This is a genomic window from Acidisphaera sp. S103 (assembly GCF_009765975.1).
In the GTDB taxonomy this organism is placed as follows: domain Bacteria; phylum Pseudomonadota; class Alphaproteobacteria; order Acetobacterales; family Acetobacteraceae; genus Rhodopila.
Genome location: NZ_LMUJ01000092.1, coordinates 257,053 through 272,766, shown reverse-complemented (window position 1 = coordinate 272,766; position 15,714 = coordinate 257,053). Strand labels below are relative to the sequence as shown.

Here is a 15,714-nt window from a genome sequence, read left to right as displayed (position 1 = left end):
TCAAAGCGCCTCAAGCGCCGCGTTCAACGTCGCGCTCGGCCGCATCGCCGCCGATGTCTTCGCCGCATCCGGCAGATAATACCCGCCGGTATCCACCGGCTTGCCCTGCGCCGCGATCAGTTCGGCATCGATCTTGGCCTCATTGGCCGACAGCGTATCCGCCAGCGGCTTGAAGCGGACAGCCATCGCCGAACTGTTGTCCCTCGCAGCCAGCGCCTGCGCCCAGTACAGCGCCAGGTAGAAATGACTGCCGCGATTGTCCAGTTCGCCGACCCGGCGCGCCGGGGAGCGGTTGAACTCAAGCACCTTGCCATTGGCCTCATCCAGCGTCTCGGCCAGAACCTTCACGTCCTCATTCCCGGTGGTCTGCGCCAGGTGTTCCAGCGACGCCCCCAACGCGAGGAACTCGCCGAGGGAATCCCAGCGCAGATAGTCCTCTTCCTTGAACTGCTCGACATGCTTGGGCGCCGAACCGCCGGCGCCGGTCTCGAACAAGCCGCCGCCGGCCAACAGCGGAACGATTGACAGCATCTTGGCCGACGTGCCCAGCTCCATGATCGGGAACAGATCGGTCAGGTAGTCGCGCAGCACGTTGCCGGTGACCGAGATCGTGTCCTGTCCCTTGCGGATGCGATCCAGCGAGAACTTGATCGCCTCCACCGGCGCCAGGATGCGGATGTCGAGCCCGGACGTATCCTGGTCCTTCAGGTATTTTTCCACCTTCGCGATCAACTGAGCATCGTGCGCACGCTTGGCATCCAACCAGAACACCGCCGGAGCACCCGTTAGCCGAGCTCGGCGCACCCCCAGCTTGACCCAGTCCTGGATCGGCGCGTCCTTGACCTGGCACATGCGGAAAATGTCGCCGGATTCGACCGGCTGCGACAGCAGAACCGAGCCGTCATCGGCGACGACGCGGACCGTTCCGTCGGTGTGAGCTTCGAATGTCTTGTCGTGGGACCCGTATTCCTCGGCCTGCTGCGCCATCAGCCCCACGTTCGGCACCGTACCCATCGTCTTCGGGTCGAACGCGCCGTGCGCCTTGCAGTCCTCGATGGTCGCCTGAAACAGCGTTGCGTAACAGCGATCGGGGATTGCGGCGATCACGTCGTGCAGCTTGCCGTCGGGGCCCCACATCTTGCCGGATTCACGGATCATCGCCGGCATCGAGGCGTCGATGATCGTATCGCTCGACACATGCAGGTTGGTGATGCCCCGGTCGGAATTGACCATGGCGAGGCCGGGCCGTTTCGCGTATTCGGCCGCGATGTCAGCCTTGATGGCTGCCTTTTCGGCATCCGGCAGCTTTTCGATGCGGGTCAGAAGATCGCCTATGCCGTTATCGGGATCGACGCCGATCCGAGCGAGCGTCGAGGCGTGCTTCTCGAACACATCGGCGAAGAAGACGGACACGCAATGGCCGAAAATGATGGGATCGGAGATCTTCATCATGGTCGCTTTCAGGTGCACCGAGAACAGTACGCCCTGCTTCTTCGCATCCTCGATCTGCTCCGCGTAGAAGGCGCGCAATGCCTTGCGGCTCATGACCGAGGCGTCGATGATTTCCCCGGCCCGCAGCGGCACCGTTCCCTTCAGCAACGTGACCGTGCCGTTGGCGCCAACCAGCTCGATGCGGGCATTGGTCGCCGCCGCGACGGTGGCCGCGACTTCGGAACCGTAGAAGTCGCCGCCCGACATGTAAGCCACGTGCGATTTGGAGTCAGGGCTCCAGGCGCCCATCTTGTGCGGGTTATTGCGCGCATACTGCTTCACGGCGCCGGCCGCGCGGCGGTCGGAATTGCCCTCGCGCAGCACCGGGTTGACGGCGCTGCCCAGCACCTTGCCGTAGCGGGTGCGGATCTCCTTGTCCGCCGGCGTGGCGTCGCTGTCCGGATAGTCCGGAACGTCGTAACCCTTGTCCTGCAATTCCTTGATCGCGGCCTTAAGCTGCGGGACCGAGGCGGAGATGTTGGGCAGCTTGATGATGTTGGCCTCGGGCTTCATCGCCAGTTGGCCGAGTTCGGCGAGTTCGTCGTTGATCCGTTGGGCGGGCGTCAGCTTCTCGGGGAAATTGGCGATGATGCGGCCGGTCAGGGAAATGTCCTTCAGCTTCATCTTCACGCCGGCCGCGCCGACGAAGGCCTGGACGATCGGCAGCAGCGAAAACGTCGCGAGCCCCGGCGCTTCATCGACCTTTGTCCAAACGATTTCGAGATCTGACATGCTTGCACCTCCGCGCGCCGGGCTGGTTCGGCTGAGTTGAACAGTTGATGAATTCGGCGGGCCTTGTCGCACCGGCGTGCGGGAAGGGCAAGCCGGGCAACCCCGGGATGACCACCCTGGCCATCCTCACGAAGCTGGACGATAATCCGGGGATCGCGATTCAGTAACAGTCCGATACCGTGCCCGTGACAGGGGCGGGTTTGTCCACCTCCGGGGGAGAGACAGCGAATATGAACGACCTGACCGAAATTAAGGGCCTTCAGGATTATCCGCTTGCCCGCCGCGGGGTGCTGATGACCGGGCTGATCAGCGGCTTTACCCTGGCCACGCAGCGGGTGGACGCACAGGCAATCCACACCGATGCCACCGGGCTGGACGCCGGTGAGACCCAGATCCCGACCAACAACGGGACGCTGCCGGCCTATTACGCGAAACCCGCGCACAAGGGCCGGTTCCCGGTGATCCTGGTGAATGAGGAGATTTTCGGCGTCCACGAATACATCAAGGATGTCTGCCGGCGTTGGGCGAAGCTGGGCTATCTGGCCGTGGCGACCGAGTATTATGCCCGCATCGGCGACCTGTCGAAAATGACCGATGTGAAGCAGATCGTGACCGACGTGATCTCCAAGGCACCGGACGCGCAGTACATGGCGGACCTGGATTCCACCGCCGCCTGGGCTGCACACAACGGCGGCGATCCCGCGCGCGTTGGCGTTATGGGATTCTGCCGCGGCGGGCGGCAGACATGGCTGTATGCGGCACACTCGCCGCACCTGAAGGCGGCCGTAGCGTTCTACGGCCCGCTGCTTGGCACCCCGACGCCGATCCAGCCGCAAACGGCGCTGGATATCGCCGGCGAGATCAAATGCCCGGTGCTGGGGCTGTATGGCGCGCAGGATCAGAGCATCCCGGTCGACTCGGTGCATCAGGCGGAAGCCAAGGCCAAGGCCGCGCACAAGATCGTCGATATCGTCATCTATCCCGACGCGCCGCACGGCTTCCACGCCGACTACCGGCCCAGCTACCATCAGGCCGATGCCGAGGATGCATGGAAGCGCGCGCAAGCTTGGTTCCACCGTTTCGGCGTGAGGCCGACCTGATCGCCGCCCCATGACTCAGACAGAGCCGTTGCTGGCACACGCGACCCGGGACCTCGCACGGTTCGCCGCCGGGTTGCGGTTCGAGGACATTCCAGCGCCGGTCGTCGAACACGCCAAGCTGTGCGTCCTCGACGGCTTGGGGGTGGCGCTGTTCGGCGCCGGACTGCCCTGGACCGGGCATGTGCGGGAAGTCGCCCTTGCCGAGGGCGCCACGCCGGCCGCATCGTTCTGGGGCACGTCCGATCGGGGATCGGTGGGGCAGGCGGCACTGGTCAACGGTACCGCGGGGCATGCGTTCGAGATGGACGACATCCACAAGGAATCGATCGTTCATCCGAACTCGCTAGCCTGCCCGGTGGCCTTCGCGTTCGCCGAGGCCGCGGGCGGGATGACCGGACGCGACGTGCTGACGGCGATCGTCGCCGGCTACGAGGTCGGCACCCGTGTCGGCAACGCCGCGACCATGGCGCTGTTCCTGCGCGGTTTCCATCCACAGGGCACGTCCGGCGTGTTCGTGGCGGCGGCAACTGCCGGGCGCATCCTGGGGCTGTCGGCCGAACAGATGCAGCATGCGCTGGGGATCGCCGGGTCCATGGGGGCCGGGCTGATGGCGGCGCAGGAAGGCGCCATGGTCAAGCGCCTGCACGCAGGCCGAGCGGCGCAGTCTGGGGTGCAGGCGGCGCTGCTGGCCAAGCGTGGGTTTACGGGAATCTTGGATGTGCTGGAGGCTGGCTACGGCGGGTTTCTCAGTTCCTTCTCCGGCCGTCCCGACACTGCCAGGCTGACCGCAGGTCTGGGATCGGTGTGGGAGACGGCCGAGGTCGGATTCAAGCTGTTCCCGAGCGTAACGAGCATCCACACGGCGCTGGACGCTTTGGACACGGTGATGACGGACCAGAATCTGGATGCCGGCGACATCGAACGTATCTCGGTAGGGTGCAGCCATATGACGTTCGTGCATACGGCGTGGTCGTATAAGCCGGCCGGCGTCACGGCGGCGCAGATGAACCTGTTCTATGGTTTGGCGGTGATCGCCCTGCATCGTGACGCGTCGGTGCGGCAGTACGCCGAACAGCGGCTCGCTGATCCCGCGATCCTGGACTTCATCCCGCGGATATCGGCGTTTGAGGACGACGGTCTGGAAGCCATGGGCGCGCCCTTCCGTCATGCCGCTCGGTTGGAACTGACCACGCGCGACGGCCGCACCTTCCGTCATGAACGCCTGGCTCGCCGAGGCAGTCCCGAGGACCCGGTGGGGCAGGCGGAGATCGTACGAAAATTCGACGACAACGCACGATCCGTGTTGTCCGCCGATGATGCGGCGCGTCTGTGCGAACTGGTGACGCGACTGGACACATTGGACAACACGACAAGTTTGACGGCCCGGCTTATTCGTTTGCCCTGACCATATTTCGGCCCATTAAAGGTCATTCGCCGGCGTATGCAGCCCGCTCGTAACGGAGGCGAGTGGCATCTTCATACCGGCACGGCTTGACCCATTCGCGCGCCACCGGTTTGTCATTCGTCCTTTTTCGTAGGCCCATTAACCGGTTTTCAACCATTCGCCGCGATCTTGTCCGAACACAGACAGGGGCGGCTGCATGATTCCCGCATTTATCCCCGACGGAAACCTGACAGACCGGATCATCGGCGTAGCGATGCGCGTTCACGGCCGCCTGTCGCCCTTCCCCCTGGCCTCGCGCGGTAACGCGGAGGTTCCGGTGGTGCTCCGGGCAAGGCGGATAACGTTTGATGGTGTGCGCCGCCTGTGGATGATGCTGCCGCGGCGCTGGATGCCATGGGTTTTCAGCGGCTTATTTTGCGTGGCGGCTTGCCTGCCCAATGCCTCGCGATCCAGGGTGCGCGGTCTTCTCGCTCGCCTTCGGGCAGCAAGCGCCAATATGGAACAGGATTATTCTTCCTGGATCCGTCTCTATGAGCAAGCCGGCGTAAAGACAAGCCGGAAAATGGCCGCTCGCATGGCATCGCTCGTGGACCCACCGCTGATTTCCATTCTGATGCCAGTCGTTAATCCATCGCTGGATCACCTCCGCCAGGCGATCAGATCCGTCCAGAATCAGATTTACGGGCGATGGGAGCTTTGTATTGTCGATGGTTCGCCGCGGGATTCGTCTGTTGCTGCTTTGCTGCGGCAGACGCAGGCCGGCGACTTCCGCGTCAAGCTGATACGCGGGGAGAGCGCGGATGACGTCTCAGTGGCGTGCAATGCGGCCGTTGCTCTTGCCAGCGGCTCTTTCATCGCGTTGCTCGGCCATGATGACCAGATTTCGCCGCATGCATTATGTGAGGTCGTGGTCCGGATCGTCGCCCATCCGGCGCCCGACATCGTCTATTCGGACCAGGACAGCATTGACGACACTGGCCGCCGGTCGATGCCGTACTTCAAGCCTGACTGGGATCTGGGGTTGATGTTGGGCCAGAACCTGATCGGCTGCCTTGGGGTCTTTCGGCGTGGTCTGGTGGAACAAATCGGCGGATTCCGAGCTGGGCTGGAAGGAAATCAGGACTACGATCTGGCGTTGCGCCTGGTCGAACATATCGCGCCAGATCGTATCCAGCATATCCCGAAGGTGCTTTATCATAGGCGTCTAGGTGTTCAAGACAGTCCGTTCTCGCGGCATGACCGAAAGCAATATCCAAGCAACGACCAGCGTGCCGTGCGTGAATTTCTATCGCGCAACATACCGGATGCCCAACTGGAGTCGACGTCGGCCGATTCCGTATGGAATCGCGTGATCTACCCGATCCCGTCACCGGAACCATTGGTTTCGGTGGTCATCCCGTCCCGAAACCATGCGGATCTTTTGGCACGCGCCGCAGGGGGCTTGCTTGATAGAACGGATTATCGGTCTTTGGAGATTCTGATTGTCGATAACGGTTCGGACGAACCTGTAGCACAGGCATTACTGGAGCGGTTGGCGTTGGACAATCGCATCCGCATTCTGCGCTGTCCTGGCCCATTCAACTACGCGGCGCTGAATAACCAGGCGGTGCGCGAAGCCGGTGGCGAATTGATTCTGCTGTTGAACAACGACATCGACGTGATCAATCCGGGCTGGTTGCGGGAGATGATATCACATGCGATCCGTCCGGGCATCGGAGCGGTGGGTGCCAAATTGCTGTATCCCAACGGCACTATCCAGCATGGCGGTCTCACGATCAACGCGTTCAGCGTCGCGGATCGCCAATATCTTGGCAAGCCGCGCGACGACAGTGGATATTTTGGCCATCTGAAACTGGTACGCAGCGTGACGGCGGTAACCGCCGCCTGCCTGCTGGTGCGTCGTGAGGCGTATCTTGAGGTTGGTGGTCTGAACGAGGTTTCTCTGGCTGTCGCCTTCAACGACGTCGATTTTTGCCTGAAGCTGGCGGAGCGAGGTTATCGTAATGTTTGGACGCCCCATGCGGAACTCTATCATCTCGAGTCGGCTTCTCGGGGCGCGGATCACACGGCGGTGAAATTTGCCAGATTGCAGCGCGAAATCGCCTTCATGCGGCAGCGATGGGGCCATTGGCTGGATCATGATCCCCGATGGAATCCCAATCTAGCGCTGCTCTCCACCGAAATCGCGCTGGCATTTCCACCTCGCGATAACCTTGGCCCGACGCCGAAGGGTGCCCTGGCGAGCATCGGTGGCTTGCCGATCCCCCAAGCCGGATGCGAGATGTGGAGGCATGCGACCGCAGGATATCAGACGAGCCCTAGGCTGGAAGCGCTCGCATCCGCGACGGCTGATGTAGCACGGCCAGGCAGGCATTGAGCACCTGATCCGGGGACACGTCTGTTACGCAAGGCAGCGGCTGTCCGGCCGGCACAGCGTATTGGCAGCGCCAACCGCACCCGAAGCATGCCCAGGCGGGATCGACCGTCACCAAGACAGGTGGTGCCGGATGAGGCTCCGTCGTTGGATAGGGTAAATATCTATCGGGTATCCCCCCGCCGCCAACCGCGACAACCTGGACGCCTAGCGCCGCGGCCAGATGAACCGGCGCACTGTCATTGCACAGAACGAGTTTCGCGTGGGCGAGTACCGAGATCAAAGCAGTCAGATCAGTCGCGCCACGCAGATCGATCATGCCCTGTTCACCGGACGATTGGGACGCGAACTCCCCCACCAGCACAATCGCGAACCCTGTTCTGGCGGAAATCGCCCGGGCGGTCTCAAGGAAGCGTTCGGCCGGCCACGCCTTCACGACGGACGATGCCTCGCAAGCCACGACGACGTAATCGGATTTCGGTACGTCGGGATGAAGCCCGGGACGGAGAAGTTTGGGCAAGATCCGCGGTGGCCGGCTTCCGGTTACCGCTTCACAGAACGTGGCATAGAAATCAGCTTCATGGGGCAGTTCGGATGGCTCATGGATCAGCGTGGAGTACCAAGGGTCGCTGCACGCACGCTCACGTGATGTGATCAGGATTGGCGAACCCCATGATCCGATTGATACATCCGCCCTGGCAGCCCGCATCACTGCGTCTTCGATCAAATGTTCCCGATGATAGTTCGGCTGCAGGGCAACGCGTGCGCCGGCACGCGCCATGGCAACGAGCACTCTGATCCGATGTCGTAGGTTCCACCGCATGCTGACGCGATCGAGGAGCAAAATTTGGTCTGGCTGCAGATAGGCGACAGCGTAAGCCTGGGCGCTGGCGGAACACACCAGCAGGATAGGTTCACCCTGAAAATGGGCGCGGATGTGTCGGAATGCCGGCGTTACCAGCAGCAGATCGCCTAGACCGTGCGGCATGATGACCGCGATCCCCCGGCGCGGTCCGCGAGCCGGTACGAACAGGATCAGCCAGTCGGCAAACTTGAATGCGAGGTCTCGGGCCAAGCGCAACATCCCGCGCAAGCGCAATGACAAGACCGAACGGGGCAGGCGGGGAACAGTTGCCATGGGCGGCTTCATACCGAGCAACCGTGAACTGCGCCAGCGGACTTGGGTCCTTTGATCAGACGAACCGGTGCGGTAACACGGCTGTTATTGTCGAGCGTTGGGAGGAATAAAGTGTCTCATCTGGCGTACGGTGTCTCAAAACCAGTTGGCCTGCTTACAACGCAATACGCCTGATTTGGCCATTTACTTGGGACATTTGGTCGGAGCGGCGGGATTCGAACCCACGACCCCCAGTCCCCCAGACTGATGCGCTACCAGGCTGCGCTACGCTCCGACCGTCGGGACGGGTCGTTTACCAGCCTCGCCCGGTGACCGCAATGCGCTTCATTGCCACCGGACTGGCGTTTCACCGCGATCGGTCCAACATGCGGTATTATGATCGCGTTCGCCGACCTGCTGGAACGTCTCGTCTTCACGCCGTCGCGCAATGCCAAGATCGCGTTGCTGCGGCGGTATTTCGCCACCCAGGCCGATCCGGACCGCGGCATCGGCCTGGCCGCGATCACCGGCGCGCTGTCGTTCACCGCCGCCAAACCCGGCCTGATCCGCGAACTGGCGGCGACCCGCACCGACCCCGTGTTGTTCGACCTGTCATACGACTACGTCGGCGACCTGGCCGAAACGGTCGCGCTCATCTGGCCCACCAATCCAACCACCACGGACCTTCCGGGCCTGGCTGAACTCGTCGAAACCCTGGAAGTCACCAGTAAACCCGCATTGCCGGGGTTGGTGGCGGGATGGCTCGATCGGGCCGACGCCTCCACCCGGTTGGCGCTGCTGAAACTGATCACCGGCGGCCTCCGGGTCGGTGCCTCCGCTCGGTTGGCGAAGATCGCGCTGGCCGAGATCGGCGGCGTCCAGGCCGACGATGTGGAAGAAGTCTGGCACGGGCTCGAACCGCCGTACCGGCCGTTATTCGCCTGGCTGGAGGGCAGGGGACCTAAGCCGGACCCCGCGGATGCCCCCGTCTTCCGCCCACCCATGCTGGCGCACCCGCTGGAGGCGTCCGACATCGCCGCCCTGAACCCGCCGGATTGGCGTGCCGAGTGGAAATGGGACGGGATCAGGGTGCAACTGGTCGCCACGGCCGGCGGGCGGCGACTGTTTTCCCGCGGCGCCGATGACATTTCCGGCGCGTTTCCCGAGATCGTGGAGGCAATGGATTTCCACGCCGTGCTGGATGGCGAACTGCTGGTGATCCGCGATGGCGTCGTGGCGCCGTTCGCCGATCTGCAGCAGCGCCTGAACCGCAAGGCGGTGACCGCGAAAATCATGGCGCAATACCCCGTCGCCGTTCGGCTGTACGACCTGCTGTTCGACGGAACCGAGGACTTGCGCGGCCTGCCATTCGACCAGCGGCGCACCCGCCTTGAAGCCTGGATCGCCCGCCAGCGGCCCGCCGCGATGGATCTGTCGCCGCTGATCCGGTTCTCCTCCATCCAGGAACTCATGGTGTTGCGTGACGGCGCGCGCGCGGCCTCGATCGAGGGGTTGATGCTGAAGCGCGGCGACAGCGCGTATCTGCCCGGCCGGGTGAAAGGCCAGTGGTGGAAATGGAAGCGCGATCCGCTGACCGTCGATGCAGTGCTGATGTATGCGCAGCGAGGCCACGGCAAGCGCAGCAGCTTCTATTCCGACTACACATTCGGTGTATGGCGGGATGACGAGCTGGTGCCGGTGGGCAAGGCCTATTTCGGCTTCACCGACCAGGAACTGACCTTTTTGGACCGATGGATCCGCAACCATACCACCGCCAGGTTTGGTCCAGTCCGCGAGGTGGAGAAGTCCATGGTACTGGAAGTTGCCTTCGATGCAGTCCAATTATCGAGTCGCCACAAATCCGGGGTGGCGATGCGGTTTCCTCGACTGGCTCGTATCCGCACCGACAAGCCGGCGGCGGAGGCCGACCGGTTGGAAACGCTGATGGCGCTGGTGGAAGACCGAGCGGCTGCCGATTGACCGGGGCGGCTCGGCGTGCTGCGTTCGCGGCCAAACGAAATGGCGGAAACCCTCATGCCTCTGACAACCAATGTGACGAAACAGCGCCTCGCCTCCGGGAAAATGGCGCTGGGCTTCGGCGTGCATCATTTGCGTACCGCGGCCACACCGGTGCTGGCTGCCGCCACCGGCCACGACTGGATATTCATCGACACCGAACATGGCGCGTTCTCCGTCCAGGAAACCACGCAGCTTTGCATCGCCGCCTTGCCCGTGGGCGTGACGCCCATCGTGCGGGTTTGCGCCGGCGCGCTGGATGAGGCGACGCGGGCGCTGGACAACGGCGCTCTAGGAATCGTCGTGCCACACGTCGATACCGCGGCCGATGCGAAGCGGATCGCCGACGTCTTCCACTATCCGCCGATGGGGTACCGAAGCTGGGGCGGCCCGCCGGCGATTTACGGCTTCCGTCCACCGTCCAACGCCGAGGCACAAGCCGCGATCAACGGCGAAATCCTGACCGTGGTCATGCTGGAAAGCCCCGAGGCCGTACGCAACGCCGACGCGATCGCGGCGGTTCCCGGTGTAGATGTGCTGTTCATCGGCACCTCCGACCTGACAGCGGAGCTGGGGATTTCGGGCCAGATGGGTCATCCCAAGGTGGTCGAGGCCTACCAGGCGGTCGGCGAGGCCTGCCGCCGCCACGGCAAAACCCTGGGCATGGGTGGCGTGTACGACGAAGAACACGCCAGCCGCTACGTCGCGATGGGCGCCCGCTTCGTGCTAACCGGCGCGGACCACAGCTACATCATGACCGGGGCCGGCGAGCGGTCCGCGTTCTTCAACGGGTTGCCGAACGCGCCGGCCTGACGCGTCGGTACTTTCCGGCGGCAGACGGGCACCCTCTCACGGGAGGCAGGTAGCTCTCACGCGGCGGGCAGGTACCATCTCGCCGTCATGGCCGGGCTTGGTCCCTGCCATCCGCGCTTCGACCGGCGGTGCGAAGATGGCCGGGACCGAGCCCGGCCATGACGGATAACCCGCGGCCGATCCACCCTCGTCTGTCTCTACCCCCGAACGACATTCCCGCTGCGAGGCGGAATCCCCGTCTGTTCGTAACAAACCCGAGCCAATTCGGCCACACCCGCTCGGATGGTCTCCTTGCTGGGCATGGCAAAGCAAAGCCGCAAGCAGTTACTTGAATTATCCGCGCTGACCGCCCATTCTGGGCCCGGATTGAACACGATCCCGGCCGCGGCCGCGGGCTTGACCAGCGTGCGCACATCGACACTGTCCGGCAGCTTGATCCACAGGAAAATCCCGCCCTTCGGCGCCCAGCATTCCGCAGCCGACCCGAATTCGCGAGCCACCGCCTCGGTCATCGCATCCAGTTTGCCGCGCAGCACGCCGTTGAGGTGCCCCATGTGGCGATCGTAGTTCTTCGAGAAATACTCGGCGACGACCATCTGATCCAACGCGCCGGTGCCACTGTCGCCCTTCAGCGGCAACAGCCGGCTCATGATATCCCAGCCGGCGATGATGTAACCAAGCCGCAGTGCCGGGGCTAGCGATTTCGAGAACGAACCGAGATGAATGACGCAGCCAGGATCCAAAGCATACAGCGCCGGCGGCGCCTCGACGCCGTCCCATAGCAGGTCGGCGTAACATTCATCCTCGAAGATCGCGACGTTGTATTCGCGGGCCAGCTTGATCAGCGCGAGCCGGCGGTCCAGCGGCAGGATGCTGGCGGTTGGGTTCTGGATCGTGGGGATCGTGTAGATGAATTTGGGCGTGATCCCCTTGGCCTTCAGTTCGACCAGTTGCTGGGCCAGTGCCTCGATCACGATGCCGTCGGCGTCCAGTTTCATGCCGGCGATCTTTGCACCGATCTTGCGGAACCGGTTCATCGCGCCCTGGTAGCAGTATTCCTCTGTAAGAACGGTGTCACCCGGGTTGACCAGCAGCTTGCTGATCATATCGATGCCCTGGCCGGACCCGGTGGTGATCAGGATATCGTCGATCGGCGTCTTGATGCCGCGCTGGCGGTCGCATTTGTCGGCGACGAACTGGCGCAATCCCGGGAAACCCTGCGGTCCCAGACCCAGATTGTAGATCGCCAGCTTCGAGCCTTCCCGCCGCAGCACCGACCCGGCCGCCTCGATCAGACCCTCGATGGGGATCTGTTCGGGGTCGTTGTTGCCGCCGACGAAATAGTATTTTGGGAATGGCGCCCAGCGTGGCGCCGGGTCGGGCAGATCCGAACTGAAAAGCTTGCCGTAGTCGATCGATGCCGTGGTCATGCCTGCCGTTCCCTCTTGGCTGTTGCCGCGAAAGCTAGCACCGATCGCTTCGCGGACAAGCCCTGCAGGTCACATGGTGTTCTGCATGTCGGCATCGACGCTGATCGCCTGGCCGCTGATGGTGCCGCCGAACGGACTGGCCAGATACAGTGCCATGTTGGCGATGTCCTGCTGGGTGACGAAGCACTTCAGGCTGGTGGTCGCCACCGTCCGTTCGGTCATTTCGTTCTCCGAGATCGACGCCGCCGCTGCCTTCGCCTTGATCACCGCCCTGATCCGCGGCCCGTCCACCGGCCCCGGCAGGATGGCATTGACGCGGATGCCGTCAGGACCCAACTCGATCGACAGCGACTTGGTGAAGCCGATCACCCCCCATTTCGCCGCCGCATAGGGTGCCCGCAGCGCGAAGCCAAACCGTCCCGCCGCCGAGGACAGGTTGACGATCGCCCCGCCGCCGCTGGCCCGCAGCGCCGGGATCGCGCGCCGGGACATATGGAACATCGAGGCGATGTCGATCCGCAGCGTCGCATCCAGTTCCTCCGGCGTGACGTGTTCGACCAGCGCTGTCGGCCCGGCGATCCCGGCGTTGTTGACCAGCACGTCCAGTCCGCCCAGGTGCTTGACGGCGGCGTCGATGAACGCCTCGCACTGCGCCGGATCGCCGGCGTCGGCCTTCATGCCGGGGTGCCCGCAGCTTTCCAGCGCGGCCGTGTCGACGTCGCTGACGAATACCTGCGCGTTGCAATAGGCGAAACTGTCGGCGATGACCTTGCCGATGCCGTTCGCACCGGCCGAAATCGCCACTTTGTAACCCGTCAAATCGACCGTCAGCGGCGTGTTGGCCCCGGTAACCATGTCTGTTCCCCTTTCGCGCGTCAGGCTAATCTGATGGGACTGAAAACAATCGGAGGCAAGGGCATGATCACGGCGGATGGGGCACGGAATATCTCGCTGGTCGGTCATACCGATCAGAACGGCCGGGGCGACGGCGTGCAGGTGATGGTCCATCGCGGTCACGCCTACATCGGCACCAGGGTCAGCCGGGGGATCGTCGTTACGGACGTGCGCGATCCGCGCAATCCGAAGCCGGTCAACTTCATGCCGATACACCCGAATTCGTGGTGCATGCACCTGCAGACGGCGAACGACCTGTTGCTGTGCATCGAGGAACTCGACCTGAAGGCGCTGCTGTCGCTGAAGGATTACTACAGCAGTTCGAACCAGGTGGATTCATCCCGCTATGGCAAGCGTGGTGAGGATTTTTCCGCCGGCATGCGGGTCTACGATGTGTCCGATCCGGCCAATCCGCGGCCGATCGGCTTCATGGAGGTGGAGGGGCTGGGCCTGCACCGCATCTGGTGGACGGGCGGACGGTATGCCTACGCCTCGGCGCTGCTGGACGGGTTCCTGGATCATATTTTCATTTGTATCGACATGGCCGATCCGACCAAGCCGCGGGAGGTCGGGCGCTGGTGGATCCCCGGCATGAACGCGGCGGCGGGTGAGGAGGCGAACTGGAAAGGCCGCTGCGCCCTGCACCACGCGGTGGTGGAGGACGATATCGCCTATGCGTCTTGGCGCGACGGCGGGCTAACGATCCTGGACGTCAAGGACAAGACGAAGCCGGAACTGATCGTGCACCGCAAATGGTCGCCGCCGTTCCCCGGCGGCACCCACAGCGCCTTGCCGCTGCACGATCGCAACCTGCTGCTGGTCGCGGATGAGGCAACGCTGAACATCGACCAGGAGGAAATGAAGCGGACCTGGATTTTCGATATCCGCGAGAAATCGAACCCCGTTTCGATCGCGACTCTGCCGACGCCGTCCGACCGGGACTACGTGAAGATCGGCGGTCAGTTCGGCCCGCACAACCTGCATGAGAACCGGCCTGGATCGTTCCAGTCTTCGACAACGATTTTCGCGACCTGGCAGAGCGCGGGTGTGCGGGTGTTCGACATCGCCGACCCGTACCGCCCGGCGGAGATCGGCTTCTGGGTGCCGCCGCAGCCGACGAAATGGATGGAGCCGATGCGCGGACGTGCGAAGATCCGGCACACGGCTGATCTGTTCGTGCAGAAGGACGGGCTGATCTATATCACCGATTACGATGCCGGTCTGTTTATCCTGCAGTGGGAAGGGGCTTAAACGCACTCACTGTTGCTTTACCGTCATGGCTGGACGTGTCCCGGCCATCTGCGCACCAATGGACGAAGCGCGGATAGCCGGCATACGCTCGGCCATGACGGATAACGGATAAGACCGGCCACAACGACCACGACATCAGAGGAAACAATGAAAATCGGCTTCATCGGACTGGGCATGATGGGCTCCGGCATGGCGTCCAACCTGCAGAAGGCCGGGCATGACCTGGTCGTGCACGACCTGACCCGCCAGGCGGCGTCCAAGCACCTGAACGCCGGCGCCACCTGGGCCGACAGCCCCAAAGCGGTGGCCGAGGCATGCGATCTGGTGTTCACCTCACTGCCCACGCCGGCCGATGTCCAGCGCGTCGGCACCGGTGAAAACGGGCTTGTCGAAGGCTTCCGCAAAGGCGCCGCCTGGTTCGACCTCTCCACCAACGCGGTCGATGTCGTGCGCTCACTGCACGCGACCTTCGCCGAGAAGGGCATCGACTTCCTCGACGCACCGGTCAGCGGCGGACCCAGAGGCGCCAACAGCGGCAAGCTGGCGATCTGGGTCGGTGGCGACCAGGCGGTGTTCGACAAATACCACGCGGTCCTTTCAGCCATGGGCGACCAGGCCGTCTATATCGGTCCGATCGGGGCCGGATCGATCGCCAAGCTGGTCCATAACGCCACCTCGGCGACGATGACCGTCGTGTTGTCCGAAGTCTTCACCATGGGCATCAAGGCCGGGGTCGAACCCCTGTCCTTGTTCGCCGCGGTGCGCCAGGGCGCCACCGGCCGCAGCCGCACCTTCGATCGTCTGGCGGATCATTTCCTGACCGGCAGCTATGATCCCGCCGACTTCGCCTTGCGCCTGCTGCACAAGGATGTCTCGCTGGCGTGCCAATTGGCGCGCGATGTCCAGGTGCCGATGCGACTGACGAACATGGCGCTGATGGAACTGACCGAGGCGCTGAACCGCGGTTGGGGCGCTCGCGATTCCCGCGTAGGCTCGCTGCTGCAACAGGAGCGCGCGGGCATCCCGCCGATCGCCGTGACGCCCGACAAGATCAAGGCCGTTCTTCAGCCCGATACGAAGTAAGGAACGCT

General features: G+C 63.4%; 11 protein-coding genes and 1 tRNA gene. 7 read left to right on the top strand and 5 right to left on the bottom strand.

All coding sequences use genetic code 11. The features are described from left to right. A complete protein-coding gene (locus tag GSQ89_RS30980) occupies positions 1-2,223 on the bottom strand; it encodes an NADP-dependent isocitrate dehydrogenase (RefSeq protein ID WP_158931952.1) in 2,223 nt (740 codons plus the stop codon). A gap of 230 nt (positions 2,224-2,453) precedes the next feature. Here GSQ89_RS30980 and GSQ89_RS30975 point away from each other — a divergent pair, with 230 nt between their 5' ends. The 3 genes from GSQ89_RS30975 to GSQ89_RS30965 all read left to right on the top strand — a co-directional run bounded on the left by GSQ89_RS30975 (position 2,454) and on the right by GSQ89_RS30965 (position 7,105). Continuing rightward, positions 2,454-3,323, top strand: a complete 870-nt coding sequence (locus GSQ89_RS30975) for a dienelactone hydrolase family protein (protein ID WP_158931951.1) — start codon at positions 2,454-2,456, stop codon at positions 3,321-3,323. Positions 3,324-3,333: 10 nt separating this feature from the next. After that, positions 3,334-4,728: an MmgE/PrpD family protein gene (locus GSQ89_RS30970; RefSeq protein ID WP_158931950.1), complete on the top strand. Its 1,395-nt coding sequence runs from the start codon at positions 3,334-3,336 to the stop codon at positions 4,726-4,728. A gap of 196 nt (positions 4,729-4,924) precedes the next feature. Next, complete coding sequence (locus GSQ89_RS30965) at positions 4,925-7,105, top strand: glycosyltransferase (protein WP_158931949.1); 2,181 nt, start codon at positions 4,925-4,927, stop codon at positions 7,103-7,105. Here GSQ89_RS30965 and GSQ89_RS30960 read toward each other — a convergent pair. Together GSQ89_RS30960 and GSQ89_RS30955 are read right to left on the bottom strand one after the other, a co-directional pair. Continuing rightward, positions 7,047-8,240 carry a glycosyltransferase family 9 protein gene (locus GSQ89_RS30960; protein WP_158931948.1) on the bottom strand — a complete coding sequence of 398 codons (1,194 nt, stop codon included), beginning with the start codon at positions 8,238-8,240 and terminating at the stop codon, positions 7,047-7,049. The two genes, GSQ89_RS30965 and GSQ89_RS30960, sit on opposite strands and share 59 nt — an antisense overlap. A gap of 197 nt (positions 8,241-8,437) precedes the next feature. Continuing rightward, positions 8,438-8,514 (bottom strand) — tRNA-Pro (locus tag GSQ89_RS30955). A 101-nt stretch (positions 8,515-8,615) separates the two neighbouring features. On the opposite strand from GSQ89_RS30955, the gene GSQ89_RS30950 reads away from it, so the two are divergent. Then, complete coding sequence (locus GSQ89_RS30950; RefSeq protein WP_158931947.1) at positions 8,616-10,199, top strand: cisplatin damage response ATP-dependent DNA ligase; 1,584 nt, start codon at positions 8,616-8,618, stop codon at positions 10,197-10,199. A gap of 54 nt (positions 10,200-10,253) precedes the next feature. After that, positions 10,254-11,048 (top strand): HpcH/HpaI aldolase/citrate lyase family protein, encoded by a 795-nt coding sequence (locus tag GSQ89_RS30945; RefSeq protein ID WP_158931946.1) that lies wholly within the window; start codon positions 10,254-10,256, stop codon positions 11,046-11,048. A 197-nt stretch (positions 11,049-11,245) separates the two neighbouring features. Here GSQ89_RS30945 and GSQ89_RS30940 read toward each other — a convergent pair whose 3' ends face one another. Then, positions 11,246-12,478 (bottom strand): PLP-dependent aminotransferase family protein, encoded by a 1,233-nt coding sequence (locus tag GSQ89_RS30940; RefSeq protein WP_158931945.1) that lies wholly within the window; start codon positions 12,476-12,478, stop codon positions 11,246-11,248. Between the two features lie 69 nt (positions 12,479-12,547). After that, positions 12,548-13,333 (bottom strand): SDR family oxidoreductase, encoded by a 786-nt coding sequence (locus tag GSQ89_RS30935; protein WP_254073438.1) that lies wholly within the window; start codon positions 13,331-13,333, stop codon positions 12,548-12,550. 33 nt (positions 13,334-13,366) lie between these two features. Between GSQ89_RS30935 and GSQ89_RS30930 the strand changes: the two genes are divergently transcribed. Both GSQ89_RS30930 and GSQ89_RS30925 read left to right on the top strand, forming a co-directional pair. Beyond that, positions 13,367-14,623 carry an LVIVD repeat-containing protein gene (locus tag GSQ89_RS30930; RefSeq protein WP_216856498.1) on the top strand — a complete coding sequence of 419 codons (1,257 nt, stop codon included), beginning with the start codon at positions 13,367-13,369 and terminating at the stop codon, positions 14,621-14,623. Between the two features lie 108 nt (positions 14,624-14,731). Next, complete coding sequence (locus GSQ89_RS30925; protein ID WP_371734317.1) at positions 14,732-15,706, top strand: NAD(P)-dependent oxidoreductase; 975 nt, start codon at positions 14,732-14,734, stop codon at positions 15,704-15,706. Positions 15,707-15,714 lie beyond the last annotated feature (8 nt).

Coding starts and splice junctions, on each gene's coding strand:
- GSQ89_RS30980 (WP_158931952.1), bottom strand. CDS start 2,223: ATGTCAGATCTCGAAATCGTTTGGACAAAGGTCGATGAAGCGCCGGGG.
- GSQ89_RS30975 (WP_158931951.1), top strand. CDS start 2,454: ATGAACGACCTGACCGAAATTAAGGGCCTTCAGGATTATCCGCTTGCC.
- GSQ89_RS30970 (WP_158931950.1), top strand. CDS start 3,334: ATGACTCAGACAGAGCCGTTGCTGGCACACGCGACCCGGGACCTCGCA.
- GSQ89_RS30965 (WP_158931949.1), top strand. CDS start 4,925: ATGATTCCCGCATTTATCCCCGACGGAAACCTGACAGACCGGATCATC.
- GSQ89_RS30960 (WP_158931948.1), bottom strand. CDS start 8,240: ATGGCAACTGTTCCCCGCCTGCCCCGTTCGGTCTTGTCATTGCGCTTG.
- GSQ89_RS30950 (WP_158931947.1), top strand. CDS start 8,616: ATGATCGCGTTCGCCGACCTGCTGGAACGTCTCGTCTTCACGCCGTCG.
- GSQ89_RS30945 (WP_158931946.1), top strand. CDS start 10,254: ATGCCTCTGACAACCAATGTGACGAAACAGCGCCTCGCCTCCGGGAAA.
- GSQ89_RS30940 (WP_158931945.1), bottom strand. CDS start 12,478: ATGACCACGGCATCGATCGACTACGGCAAGCTTTTCAGTTCGGATCTG.
- GSQ89_RS30935 (WP_254073438.1), bottom strand. CDS start 13,333: ATGGTTACCGGGGCCAACACGCCGCTGACGGTCGATTTGACGGGTTAC.
- GSQ89_RS30930 (WP_216856498.1), top strand. CDS start 13,367: ATGGGACTGAAAACAATCGGAGGCAAGGGCATGATCACGGCGGATGGG.